Source organism: Nitrospinota bacterium (genome assembly GCA_016217735.1).
Lineage (GTDB): Bacteria > Nitrospinota_A > UBA7883 > JACRGQ01 > JACRGQ01 > JACRGQ01.
Map to the genome: position 1 here is coordinate 1 of JACRGQ010000058.1, position 13260 is coordinate 13260.

The following is a 13260-nucleotide window of genomic DNA, read 5'->3' on the forward strand; positions in this document are numbered from 1 at the left end:
AATAATAAACCGCGGATGCCAATAATCGCGCTGACGGCCAACGCCTGCCGGGAAGATGTTGACAACAGCATCGAGGCGGGTTGCGACGCCCACATGACGAAGCCAATAAAAAAGGACAGATTACTTACCGTCATTGAGGCAATTTTAAAACAAACCTGACGTTGCCCCTTCCCTTCAAGCCGTCCCGTACAGCAATTCGGGTTCCACAAAAACGTTGGTTACAGCGTCACCTATCCATATCTGCCCATCCTGAATGGTGCATTGCAGGGCCATTGTTTTTTGGGCCAGTTCCCCCAACGGCCGGGTGGCTGCCTGGGGCAGGGCAATCACCTTCAGGTTTTGATGGCGGGATAATTTTTCAGCCATAGCTTGCCACCATGGTTCAACCGTTCGCCCCCCATAAGCGTAGATGTAAACCTGTTTTGCCCGGTTGCAGGCCTTTCTGATTCTCTTTTCATCGGGGAGGCCGACATCGATCCATAGCTCAATCTCGCCCGACAGGTTTTTCCGCCAGATATCCGGTTCATCCTCGGCGGACACCCCTTCGGTGAATTTCAGTCCTTCCGAGGCGTGCAGGGCAAAGGCGAGCAGACGAACCATCGTCCGCTCATCCGTCTCGGAGGAGTGTTGCGCAACGGTCAGTGTGAGGTCGTCATAATAGGCCCGATCCATGTCCGCGACCTGAAGCTTGACCTTGAATATTGTCGCCTTGATGGCCATATCTCTATCCTTAAACCCTTTCCATGACAGGTTGGATTAATCTTTGAACAACAAGGAGTGTAATATGAAAGCCGCGCATTACCGTCTCATTTATTAAGCGGGCCGGTTCCTGTAAACTGTCCATGATGGATGTGGACGCTGTTGAAGTGGAAATCGAAAATCTGGCCCGGCAATTCCGCGTTTTCGCCACGGACGCGCGTCCCGGCATTTTTGATTCATCCTTCTGGCATGGCCGCCTGCTGGATTGGGCGATGGCCGATCCGCTGTTCAAGGCCGATCTGTACCGGTTTATCGATGTTTTGCCCGCGCTGGATACGCCGGAACAGGTTTCGGACCATGTGCGCGAATATCTGCTCGGCGGACGGCACGGCATCCCCGGCATCGCCGATATCACCGTAAAGGCCGCCGCGTCGGGGCTGTTTGCGGGGCCTGCGTCCGCGTCCATCAGGAAGGGGATAGAGCAGCTTGCCGGGCGATTCATCATTGCCGGCACAATCGAAGGGGCGGTTCGCGCCATCAAGAAGGAAGTGGAAAACGGTTACGCCTTCACCGCCGATATTCTGGGGGAATCGACGCTGAGCCTGCGGGAGGCGGAAAAGTACCGCGCGGCGTACGAATCGTTGATAACGGCTTTTTCCTTGGCGATGGCGGGCGTGGCCGCGCCGGAAATACTCGAGTTCAACCATCTCGGCTCCATCCCGCTGGCGAATGTTTCGCTGAAAATATCGGCGATGGACCCGAACCTGGACAGCGCCGACCCGGCGGGCGGGATTGCCCGGCTGAAGAAAATGGCGTTGCCGCTTCTCCTGCTCGCGAAAGAGCGCAACGTCTTCGTGAATTTTGATCTGGAGCAGCGGGAATATCACGAGATCACCTATGGCCTCTTCGAGGAGATTGCATCGGTGCCCGAACTGAAAAACCATCCGCACATCGGCATTGTGGTGCAGGCGTATTTGAGGAGTTCCGGGAGCGATGTCGACCGGCTGCTCTCCCTGGCGAAAACACGGGGAATGCCGTTCACGGTACGTCTTGTTAAAGGGGCGTACTGGGATTACGAAACCGCCGTGGCGAAGCAACGGGGGCTGCCATCCCCCGTTTTTACTTCGAAGGCGGATACCGATGCCAATTACGAAGAGCTGAGCCGGAAACTGTTAGACAATATCGCCCACCTTCATCCCGCGTTTGGAAGCCACAACCGGCGCTCGCTTCTGCATGCCATTGCGGCGGCAAAGACGCGCAACATTCCGGCGAATTTGCTGGAAGTGCAGATGCTTTACGGCATGGCGGAGCCGGAACGGGAGGCCGTGCGCAAAATGGGGTACCGGGTGCGGCTGTACGCGCCCATCGGCGAGCTGTTGCCCGGCATCGGCTATCTGGTGCGGCGGCTTCTGGAAAACACGTCCAATAACAGTTTCATCCGGCTCAGCTATCACGATGCGGTCGATTCCGGCGGTCTCATGGCCAAGCCGCAATTTCAGCCGGAGCCGGGTTTTCGGCCGCTGATGGTGAAGGGGGATGCCGCTTCCCCGTTTGAAAACTTTCCTCCGGCCGATTTTACCGATGCCGCGGTGCGCCGGGAATATGCGATGGCGATGGATAGGTGCCGTGAGCGGTTGCCGATAAAAGTCCCCGTGGTGGTACGGGGCAAGGAACGCTTCGGCGGCGAAACGATGAACCGTCATTGTCCCGGCGAAACCGGTTTGCAGGTAAGCTCCGTGACAGTGCCGACGCTGGATGAAGCGGAAGATGCGGTGCAAGCCGCCGTGGAAGGTTTTTTGGATTGGCGCGAGTGGGATGTGGCAAAACGGGCGGCGCTTATGGAAAAAGTCGCGGATACGCTTGAAGAACGGCGCGCCGAGCTTGCGGCGCTTGAAGCGTTTGAAGTGGCAAAGCCGTGGCGCGAGGCGGATGGCGATATTGGGGAGGCCATCGATTTTTGCCGCTATTATGCGCGGCAGGCGTTGCTGGAGCTTTCGCCACGCCGCACGGGCGCAATTCCCGGAGAAGATAACCTGCTTGTGTACGAGGGGCGGGGGCCGACGCTTGTTATCAGTCCGTGGAATTTTCCCGTTGCCATCCTGTGCGGCATGACCGTTGCCGCGTTGGTTGCGGGCAACAGCGTCATTTTGAAACCGTCGTCGAAATCGTGCGCGGCGGCCTATGAATTTTTCCGGTGTCTGTTGGCGGCGGGCGTTCCTCCTGAAGTTGTTCAGTTCATTCCCGGCGCGGGGGAGACGGCGGGGGATATGCTGGTGCGCCATCCGCTTGTCGCGCAGATAGCGTTCACCGGCAGCGGCGAAGTGGGGTTATCCATCGTGGAAAAAGCGGGAAAAACCGTCACTGGACAGCCGCGGCTAAAACGGGTGGTGTGCGAAATGGGGGGGAAGAACGCGATAATCGTCGATGATGACGCGGATATGGACGAGGCGGTCGCCGGTACCGTGAAAAGCGCGTTCGGCTACGCGGGTCAAAAATGTTCCGCCTGTTCCCGTGTTGTCGTTGTGGGGGAGAAGGCGTACCGCGAATTCATCCGCCGGTTTGTGGATGCGTGCCGGAGCATCATTATGGCGCCCGCCCACAGGCCCGAATGCCGGCTTGGCCCGGTGATTGACGAAGGGGCATACCGGCGGTTGAGGGAGGTAATCCAAAATCCGGGCGCGGGGGCGGAGGCGATATACCGCGGCGAAGGGAACGCCGTTCCGGAAAACGGGTATTTCATTCCTCCCGCCCTGTTTGCCGTGGATGACATCCGGCATCCCTTGATGCAAAAAGAATTGTTCGGTCCCGTGGTGGCTGTTACAAGGGCAAAGGATTTCGAGTCAGCCATTACCCTCGCCCTCTCCACGGAATATGCGCTTACCGGCGGCATCTACTCGCGCAATCCGCGCAATATCGCGGTGGCAAAGCGGACGTTCCGCGTTGGAAATCTGTACATCAACCGGCCGATTACCGGCGCGCTGGTGCACCGGCAGCCGTTCGGCGGGTTTGGGATGAGCGGCGGGGGAACCAAGGCGGGCGGCCCCGGATACCTGTTGCATTTTTGCCAGCCGCGGAGCATCTCCGAAAACACCATGCGGCGCGGCTTCACCCCGGAGAGCGACTGAACGGGTTTTGGGGGCTATTTGGAAAAATGGGGGTTTCTTGATAGAATGTAACCGATGAGTAAAAAGAACATTGCGTTTGCGGCGTTGTTCCTTTTTATGGCGACGGCGTTTGCCGCGCCATTGGCCGAGGCGGCTCTTGCGCCCGCCGCCGCGCACGCGAGCCACAACAGCGCGGTACATGATGGATGCCCCATGCCGGCCCCGGCCGATCAGGCCCCGGCGGACGGTCATGCGGGTATCACTTCGTGCTGCGGCGCCTGCTTCATCGGCTTTGGGGTGGATAACAGCCTGCTCGGTATTTTCTTCGCCTCCACGTTGATGATATTTTCATATACTCTTTTCATTCCTTCCCGCATCACCGCGGAACTCTTCCGCCCTCCCAAATACTGACCGTTTTTTTCACGGTATAGTTGCGTCTCCATGCTCTAGTTGCGTGGAGCCATGATCGCTGGCGCTACGGCCCCAATGCGGGGGTTTTAGGTCGGCACTTTAAACGGAGGAATAACGATGAAACGGTCAATGGTGTTTTTGGCTGTCGCAGGGTGCGTTCTGTTCACCGCAGCTTCCCATGCGGAGGAAATGAAATCCGGCGGCATGATGGGGGATCACATGAAGCACGGCGGCATGAAGGGGGGCGGCATGAGCCACGAGGAGATGATGAAGCACTGCAAACAGGAGATGGTGGACATGAAGATGCCCCCCACCACCACGAAGCAGCAGAATGATCAAATGATGGACTACTGTATGCAGCGGATGCAAAAGGGACAAAACGAAAAGAAAGACGGCGGGAAATAGCCGCCGCTTTCCATCGATGGCCGGCGGGTTGTTCCTCCGGCCTTTCCCTAAAACTGTGAGAGCGAGGTTTATTGCGATGCGTATTGTTTCAGCCGCCGTGGCGGCGTTGATGTTGGTTTTCAGCCTTCCCGCGTGGGCGGGTGATAAGGCCCCGTCCGCCCCGGCGGAAGAGGGGGTTACAATGGATTTCACGTCTTATCTGAGGCTGATGCTGGAAAAGCATCCGGAACTGAAGATGGTCCGCGCCGAGGCCCGCGCGAAGGAAGAGGTTCCTTCACAGGCCGGAAGCCTGCCGGACCCCCAGCTTTCCATAGACGTGATGGACCTGCCGTCCGATTCCCTTTCGTTCACCCAGGAGGATATGACCCGCAAGAGCATCGGTATCTCACAGGCGTTCCCCGCGCCCGGCAAGCGCGATTTGCGCCGGAAAGTGGCGGAGTGGGATTCAGCGGCATCGGCGGCGATGGCGCGCGAAAAGGGGCTGGAGCTTATCGAGCAGGCACGCATCGCTTTTTACCGGATGCGGTACCTTCTGGCCGCGCACGGCATCGCCGAGAAAAACAAGGAAGTGCTCAACGATTTCCTCGACATCTCCATGGCCAAATACACGGTGGGGGCGGGGTTGCAGCAGGATGTGTTGAAAGCGCAGCTTGAATACAGCAAGATGCTTGAGTACCTCATCCGCATCGATCAGCAGATAAGCACGCAGGGCAAGATGCTCAACGCGTGGGCCGGCCTGCCGGAAACCACCGACTGGCGGCGGCCGGGCATCAGCCTCGCGGAGGCAATGGGGGGAACCGATGACGAACTGGCGGAACGCGCGGTGGCGCGCCGCCCGCTTTTCGCGGGGCTCAACGCGAAGCTGGAGCAGGCGCACGACGCGCTGGCATTGGCCCGCCGCGAGAGCGTGCCCGATTATGCGGTGAAGTTTTCCTACAGCCAGCGGGAGGATACGCCGATGACCCGCTCCGACCTCATCTCGGCCGAAGTGATGATCGATCTTCCGGTATGGAAAAGCCGGAAACAGGACAAGATGGTGGCCGAGGCGGTGTTGATGGAGGAAAAAGCCCGCGAAGAGCTGGCCGCCGAGCGGCTGCGGCTGCGGGAAAAAATCTACGAGTTGATGGATGAGCAGGCCAAAAACCAGAAGCTGCTGACGCTGTTCGATACGGCGCTTATCATGCAAGCCTCGCAAACGGTTGAATCGGCGGTCATCGCCTACCGGGTTAACAAGGGGGACTTTTTTACCATGTCAATGTACCAATCAACGCTGTTCGATTATCAGATACAGCGGGCGGAAGTGGAGTTTGAACTGATGGCGGCCCGCGCGCGGCTGTTGCGTGTGCTGGGCGAGGATGCGGCGGAGGTAGACAATGAAAACTGACTATCGGAAACAGTTCTGGTACACGCTGGCCCTCGTGGCGGCATTGGGCGCGGCATGGTTCCTCCGTGAACCGTTGGAAAACATCTTTGTCAGGAAAATGGCTCCCCCGCCGCGGGTCTCCGTGAAGGGAGAACCGGAAAAGAAGGACAGGAAGATAAAATACTGGACGGATACGATGATTCCCGGCTACCGGGCGGAAGGCCCCGGAAAATCGCCGATGGGCATGGATCTGACTCCCGTGTACGAAGATGAAGAGAGCGGCGGCGGGGTGAAGATTAATCCCGCCACCGAGCAGGGCATCGGCGTGCGCACCGCGCCCGTGGAGACCCGGAAGCTTTCCCGCGTGGTGCGGGCCGCCGGCGTGGTCGCCTACGATGAAACCCGCGTGGCGAACATCCAAAGCAAGACCGCCGGGTGGATCGAGCACCTTTACGTCAACACCACCGGTCAGCGGGTGAAGAAGGGGGATTACCTCTTGGAGATATATTCGCCCGACCTGGTGGCGACGGAGGAGGAATTTCTGCTCGCCGCGCGCAACCGCGATGCGACCAGGAACAGTCCCGCGAAAGAGGTGGTGGAGCGCGGCGGAGAGATGTACGAGGCCGCCAAGAAGCGGCTGGAATACCTGGATGTGCCGGAGCACCAGATTCACGACATGGAAATGAAGAAAAAAGTTTTCAAGACGCTGCATATCCACTCGCCGTTTGACGGCGTGGTGGTGCAGAAGATGGTTACCAACGGTATGCAGGTTTCCCCCGGCATGACGCTTTATACGGTGGCCGACCTGTCAAAGGTATGGGTGCTGGCCGAAGTGTATGAGTACGAGTTGCAAGGTGTGCAAAAAGGGGCGCAAGTGAAGATGACGCTGGAGCCGTATCCCGGCAAAGCATTCACCGGCGTCGTGACCTACATTTACCCGTTTTTGGAAAAAGAGACCCGCACGGTGAAGGTGCGTATCGAGTTCGACAATCCGCACGATGAGTTGAAGCCGGATATGTACGCACGGGTGGAGATACTTTCCGGCACGGAGCGGAAAGGGCTGGCCGTGCCGAAAGAAGCGGTGATCCGAAGCGGCAAACGCGACGTGGTGATCGTCGCGCCCGGCGGCGGAAGTTACGCGCCGCGCGAGGTGACGCTGGGGCTTGAGGCCGAAGGGTATTACGAAATCCTGGCGGGGCTTAAGGAAGGGGAAAACGTTCTTACCTCGGCCCAATTCCTGATCGATTCCGAGAGCTCGCTGAAAGAGGCGACGCAGAAGATGCTCGCCGACGGCCAGCCGAAAGAGGCTGCGGTTCCGGCCACCGCGCCCGCATCGACGGATCGCGCGGGGCGCGAGGTTCCCCCCGCGCCGCAACCCAAGACCACGAAAAAAAGCGCCGCGTCCCATAATGGCTCCGGCCATCCCGCCGCGGGGGATATGGACATGAAAGACATGGATATGGGTGGCATGAAGATGGATGACGGCGGCCGCCACCATGACCACGGGGGTAACTGACCATGCTCAACCGCGTGATTGAATGGTCGCTAAAAAACCGCCTGATTATCGTCCTTGCCACGCTTTTTATAATTGCGGGCGGCTGGGTGGCGGTTCAGACGATACCGCTCGACGCCATCCCGGACCTCAGCGACGCGCAGGTGATCGTCTTCACCGAATTTGAGGGACAAGCGCCGCAGATCGTGGAGGATCAGGTCACTTATCCGCTCACCACCGCCATGCTTTCGGTGCCGTACGCCAAGGTGGTGCGCGGCTATTCGTTTTTCGGCATGTCGTTCGTCTACATCATCTTTGAGGACGGCACCGATCTCTACTGGGCGCGCTCACGTGTGCTGGAATATCTCAACTTCGCGCAGGGGCGGCTCCCCAAGGGCGTGACGCCGGTCATCGGGCCGGACGCCACCGGTGTCGGCTGGGTTTACGAATACGCGGTGGTGGACCGCACCGGCAAGCACGATCTCGCGCAACTCCGCACGTTACAGGATTGGTATCTCCGTTACGAACTGCAAAAGGTGCCGGGGGTCTCCGAGGTCGCCTCGATGGGGGGCTACGTCAAACAGTACCAGATAGAGCTTGATCCGGTGAAGCTGGCTTCATACCGCATCCCGTTGATGATGGTGTCGGACGCGGTGAAGCGGAGCAACAAGGATGTCGGCGGCCGCTCGGTGGAAATGGCGGAGCGGGAATATCTCATCCGCGGCAAGGGGTACATCCGGTCGATAGCCGACATCGAGAGCATCGTTGTGATGGTGAGCAAGGACGGTATCCCCGTCCGCATAAAAGACCTTGGCGTGGTGCATCTGGGGCCGGATTGGCGGCGCGGCGTCACCGAGCTTAATGGCGAGGGGCAGGTTACAGGCGGCGTGGTGCTGCTGCGCTACGGCGGCGATGCGCTGAAGACAATCGGCCTTGTGAAAGAGCGTTTGGCGCAGCTTAAGGCCGGCTTGCCGGAAGGGGTGGAAATAGTGCCGGTGTACGACCGCTCGGCGCTCATCCAGAGGGCCGTCTCTTTCCTGAAGGAAAAGCTCATTGAGGAGTTCATCATCGTGGCGCTGGTTTGCGTGCTCTTCCTCATGCATCTCCGTTCTTCGCTTGTCGCCATTTTCACCATCCCGGCCGGCATTCTTGCGTCGTTCATCATCATGCGCATGCAGGGGCTTAACGCCAACATCATGTCGCTGGGCGGCATCGCCATCGCCATCGGCGTGATGGTGGACGCCGCCATTGTGATGATAGAGAACACGCACAAGCATCTGGAGCGCGCGCCGGCCAACCGCGCGCACGCCGACATTGTCAGGGAGGCGGTGCAGGAGGTGGGTCCGGCCCTCTTTTTCTGCCTGCTCATTATCACCGTTTCGTTTTTCCCCGTCTTCACGCTGCAAGCGCAGGAGGGGAAAATGTTCGCGCCGCTCGCTTTCACCAAGACGTATGCGGTGGCCGCCTCCGCGCTGCTCGCCATCACGCTGGTGCCGGTGATGATGGCCGCCTTCGTGAAGGGGGATATCGTGCCGGAGCACAAGAACCCAATCAACCTCTTTCTGGTGAATTTCTATACGCCGATGGCGCATTTCATCATGCGGTGGAAAAAGTCCGTTATCGCCGTCACCGCCGCGTTTTTGGTGCTTACCGCGTATCCGGCCATGAAGCTGGGCAGCGAATTCATGCCGCCGCTCAACGAAGGGGATCTGCTGTATATGCCGACCGCGTTTCCCGGCATTTCCGTCACCAAGGCGGCGGAGATGCTGCAACAGACCGACAGGATGATAAAGACGGTGCCGGAGGTGGCGCAGGTGTTCGGCAAAATAGGCCGCGCCGAAACCGCCACCGACTCCGCCATGTTCGTCATGGTTGAAACGACCATCCAATTCAAGCCGAAGGAGGAATGGCGGCCCGGCATGACCGTGGAGAAATTAATCAAGGAACTCGACGCAACCGTGAAAATACCCGGCGTTTCCAACGCGTGGGTCATGCCGATCAAGAACCGCATCGACATGCTCTCCACCGGCATCAAAACCCCGGTGGGGATAAAAGTGGCGGGGCCGGATCTGAAAACCATAGGCGATGTGGCGGTGCGGGTGGAAGCGGCGCTGAAGGGAATGCCCACCACGCTTTCCGCGTTCGCCGAGCGGACCGGCGCGGGGAGCTATATCGATATCGATATCGACCGTGAGCGCATCGGGCGTTATGGGTTGAAAGTGGAGGACGTGCAGGATGTCGTCGCCGCCGCGATGGGAGGGATGACGGTGGGCGAAACGGTCGAGGGGCGCGAACGCTACCCGATAAACGTCCGCTACCAGCGCGAGCTTCGCGCGGGGATGGCCGACCTTGGGCGGGTGCTGGTGCCCGCGCCATCCGGCGCGCAGATACCGCTTACACAGGTGGCTACGCTGCGGTTCACCTCCGGCCCGTCCGAGGTGAAAAGCGAAAACGCGCGGCTCAACGCGTGGGTCTATGTGGACATCAAGGATACCGATGTGGGGAGCTATGTGAAAGAGGCGAAGCGGGTGGTGGCCGAGAAAGTGCAAGTGCCGCCGGGCGTCAGCATCGCCTGGAGCGGCCAGTACGAATACATGGAGCGGGCGAAGGAGCGGCTCAAACTGGTGGTGCCGATGACGCTGCTCATTATCTTCCTGCTGCTCTATCTCCAATTCCGCCGCGTCACCGAGATTGTTATCGTGATGCTCTCCATCCCGCTGGCGCTCATCGGCTCCGTGTGGCTGCTCTGGTATTTGGATTACAACCTGAGCGTGGCCGTGGGGGTGGGGCTTATCGCGCTGGCCGGTGTGGCGGTGGAAATCTATGTGCTTAAAATAATGTACATCGAGCACGCCATAGAGGCGCGCCACAAAGAGGGGAAGATGGAAACGGTAAGCGACCTTGTTGGCGCGGTCATCACCGGCACCTGCGAGCGGCTGCGCCCCATCATCATGACCAAGGCGGCCATCATCGGCGGCCTGTTGCCGATAATGTACGGCACCGGCACCGGCAGCGAAATCATGAAGCGTATCGCCACCCCGATGGTGGGGGGGATGCTCACCACCGTGCTGGCCAGCTTCTTCGTGGTGCCGGTGGTCTATGTGTTGGTAAAGAGCCACGTTTATCGCAAGGAGTGAATCGGCAGGCCGCACAGCCTGTGTGACGCTGGGCGCGAAGCGCCCGAAAGGAGGAACGGATGATCTCGCACGGCGAAGTGATGACGGCGCTCGACCTTTTGCTTATCGTCCTGGCAACCGCGCTTGCCATAGCCGTGTGGCGGCTCTCCGTTCTATTGCGCGCCAGCGAAGAAGAGGAAATGCGCCTGGTTATTTCCTTTTCTTCGTTGATAGAGATGAAGGACGGTTATACGGAAGGGCATTGCGCGCGGGTGAAGAACTGGGCCGCCGGCATTGGCCGGGGAATGGGGATGTCACGGCGCGGGATTAACGACGTGGTTATCGCCGCCATGCTGCACGACATCGGCAAGATAGGAGTGCCCGACGCCATCCTCAATAAACCGGCAAAGCTGGATGAAGGGGAGTTCAAGGTGATACAGGGGCACCCCGCGCGGGGAGCGGACGTGCTGGCGGGTTTCAAGAGGTTTGCCGGGGCGGCGGAGGTCATACGCCATCACCATGAAGCGTACGATGGAACCGGGTATCCCAGCGGCTTGCGCGGGGAGCGGATACCGCGTGGCGCGCGTATCGTGGCGGTGATCGATGCCTACGACGCCATGACCTCCACGCGATCCTACCGTCCCGCCATGCCCGCCGCGAAGGGGATGGCGATTTTGCGTGAGGGCCGCGGAACGCAGTTCGATGCTGAAGTGGTTGACGTGTTTTGCCGCCTGCTGGCCGAAGGAATGGAGGGGCGCATCGACCCGGTGTGCGGCATGGCGGGAGACGAGAGCCGCCACGTTGCGCACGGGGGAAACGACTATTATTTTTGTTCAGCGGCCTGCCGTGAGGAATTTCTAAAAAACCCGGCAAAGTATGCCGCCTCTGTCGCACCCGGCCCACCGGAATAATCGACGATGGAAAAGCTCCAAGCTGGTTTCATAAACATTTAAATGGGGGTTTTAAGAGATGGGTATAGTCATGGGTGTCATGATGGTGATTATGGTCGCGGCTTTTCTTGGCTTTGGGCACCACGGCTCAATGATGGGAGGCCACGGAAAGGAAACCCATAATGAAGCAACCATTGAGAGAAAGCAAACCAAGGATGAATCTTGCTTAGACTGCGCCGGATCAGGGCAGGATGTACCGAAAGAAGGGGTTAATTCACAAGATGGCAAAGAAGCACGATAGTACCATCCGTCCCAGGTTGAAGAATATGCCCGGCAGCCGCACAGTTTGAAATATATCTTGGGTAGGCTAAACTGAAGCGCATGAACAAAAAGGTCCGGATGAATGAAGCGGGGCTGGTGGAACTATGCGTGAAATACCGCGTGGAACGGCTTGAACTGTTTGGTTCCGCCGCCGGACTGGAAGATGCTCCTATTGGCGATATTGATTTTCTGGTCGAGTTTTATCCTTGCACTCCCGCGGAACATTGTGACCGGTATTTTGGGTTGCTGGCCGGCCTTGAAGAACTGTTTGGTTGCCATATCGATCTGGTGGAAACAAGAGCGATGAAAAACCCCTATTTTATCCGCCGCGTGAACGAACAACGGGTGCCGGTTTATGCCGTATGACCCGGAGAAGTATCTCTATGACGCATTGGAAGCTTCTAGAACCATACTTGGATTTGTAAAAGGTAAAACGTATTCCGATTACCGTTCGGACAAGTTGCTTCGTTCAGCCGTTGAGCGGCAGCTCATTATCATCGGCGAAGCATTGAACAGGCTTTCAAAGGTTGCACCTGATACAGCCACCCGAATTAACAGCTATCGCAAGATCATCGGCTTCCGAAATATGGCTGTTCATGGATACGATATCGTGGAGGATGAGACGGTATGGGGGATCGTGGAATCCCATTTGCCCGCTCTTAACCGGGAGTTGGATATCTTTTTAAATGAGACAAGAAAATGAACAAACCGCGCAGCTACGCACGCCAGCCGGCGAAGGAGTGGCCCGTAACCGAGCGGCCCGTCACGCGGATGCTGCGCCACGGGGCCGATGGGCTTTCCGACGCGCAACTCATCTCGCTCATCATCGGGCAGGACGACGCCATACCCGGCAAGACGGCATTCGACATCGCCCGCGACCTCATCAAGAAGTTTGGCACGCTGGAGTCCATCGAAAACGCCGCCGTGGCGGAGCTTGCCAACGAGGGGCTGGAGGAGTGGCAGGCGGTCGCCCTCAAGGGTGCCCTGGAATTGGGCAAGCGGATGGTGGCGGAGCGTCATGCGCCGTACGGCAAAGCCTTCTCGACCAGCGCCGAGGTGGGCAAATACTTCGGCCCGCTGCTCCGTAATTTAAAAAAGGAAGTTTTCAAAATCGTATTGCTCGACAGCCAGAACACCATGATGCGCGACGTGACCATCTCGGAAGGTTCGCTGGACAAAAGCATTGTCCACCCGCGCGAGGTTTTTAAGCCGGCCATCCGCGAAAGCGCCGCCGCCATCATTCTTATACACAATCATCCCAGCGGCGATACGGAACCGAGCGGCAGCGACAAGGCGATCACCGAAAAACTGGCCGCCACCGGCGAGGTCGTCGGCATACGGGTGTTGGATCACATCATCATCGGCAAAAAAGGATATTTCAGTTTTTGCGACAAGCTGCTGCTGTGAGCTGCGTGTGTCATTCTGAGGAGCGGAGCGACGAAGAATCTCTTTCCGGAAA

General features: G+C 58.6%; 13 protein-coding genes. 12 read left to right on the forward strand and 1 reads right to left on the reverse strand.

Annotated elements, in window-relative coordinates:
- Positions 1-15 precede the first annotated feature (15 nt).
- Entirely contained in the window at positions 16-159 is a 144-nt protein-coding gene (locus HZA03_09470) for a hypothetical protein (GenBank protein MBI5638184.1), read from the forward strand.
- A gap of 15 nt (positions 160-174) precedes the next feature.
- On the opposite strand, the gene HZA03_09475 is transcribed toward HZA03_09470, so the two are convergent.
- Positions 175-720, reverse strand: coding sequence for a YaeQ family protein (locus tag HZA03_09475; GenBank protein MBI5638185.1), 546 nt, complete (start codon positions 718-720; stop codon positions 175-177).
- A gap of 122 nt (positions 721-842) precedes the next feature.
- Between HZA03_09475 and HZA03_09480 the strand changes: the two genes are divergently transcribed.
- From HZA03_09480 to radC, 11 genes are all read left to right on the forward strand, one after another.
- A complete protein-coding gene (locus HZA03_09480; protein MBI5638186.1) occupies positions 843-3824 on the forward strand; it encodes a bifunctional proline dehydrogenase/L-glutamate gamma-semialdehyde dehydrogenase in 2982 nt (993 codons plus the stop codon).
- A gap of 54 nt (positions 3825-3878) precedes the next feature.
- Positions 3879-4214 carry a hypothetical protein gene (locus HZA03_09485; protein ID MBI5638187.1) on the forward strand — a complete coding sequence of 112 codons (336 nt, stop codon included), beginning with the start codon at positions 3879-3881 and terminating at the stop codon, positions 4212-4214.
- A gap of 189 nt (positions 4215-4403) precedes the next feature.
- A complete protein-coding gene (locus HZA03_09490; protein MBI5638188.1) occupies positions 4404-4619 on the forward strand; it encodes a hypothetical protein in 216 nt (71 codons plus the stop codon).
- 76 nt (positions 4620-4695) lie between these two features.
- Positions 4696-6003, forward strand: a complete 1308-nt coding sequence (locus HZA03_09495) for a TolC family protein (GenBank protein MBI5638189.1) — start codon at positions 4696-4698, stop codon at positions 6001-6003.
- Entirely contained in the window at positions 5993-7498 is a 1506-nt protein-coding gene (locus tag HZA03_09500; GenBank protein MBI5638190.1) for an efflux RND transporter periplasmic adaptor subunit, read from the forward strand. Before HZA03_09495 ends, HZA03_09500 begins: the two co-directional genes overlap by 11 nt.
- A gap of 2 nt (positions 7499-7500) precedes the next feature.
- Positions 7501-10611 (forward strand): efflux RND transporter permease subunit, encoded by a 3111-nt coding sequence (locus tag HZA03_09505; GenBank protein ID MBI5638191.1) that lies wholly within the window; start codon positions 7501-7503, stop codon positions 10609-10611.
- A gap of 59 nt (positions 10612-10670) precedes the next feature.
- Positions 10671-11501 carry an HD domain-containing protein gene (locus HZA03_09510; GenBank protein MBI5638192.1) on the forward strand — a complete coding sequence of 277 codons (831 nt, stop codon included), beginning with the start codon at positions 10671-10673 and terminating at the stop codon, positions 11499-11501.
- Positions 11502-11580: 79 nt separating this feature from the next.
- Positions 11581-11781, forward strand: a complete 201-nt coding sequence (locus HZA03_09515) for a hypothetical protein (protein ID MBI5638193.1) — start codon at positions 11581-11583, stop codon at positions 11779-11781.
- Positions 11782-11879: 98 nt separating this feature from the next.
- Positions 11880-12167, forward strand: coding sequence for a nucleotidyltransferase domain-containing protein (locus tag HZA03_09520; GenBank protein MBI5638194.1), 288 nt, complete (start codon positions 11880-11882; stop codon positions 12165-12167).
- The gene (locus tag HZA03_09525) at positions 12157-12504 is read left to right on the forward strand and encodes a DUF86 domain-containing protein (protein MBI5638195.1); all 348 of its coding nucleotides are present in this window, start codon (positions 12157-12159) and stop codon (positions 12502-12504) included. Before HZA03_09520 ends, HZA03_09525 begins: the two co-directional genes overlap by 11 nt.
- Positions 12501-13208: a DNA repair protein RadC gene (gene radC, locus HZA03_09530; protein ID MBI5638196.1), complete on the forward strand. Its 708-nt coding sequence runs from the start codon at positions 12501-12503 to the stop codon at positions 13206-13208. Before HZA03_09525 ends, radC begins: the two co-directional genes overlap by 4 nt.
- The last annotated feature ends 52 nt before the right edge of the window (positions 13209-13260 follow it).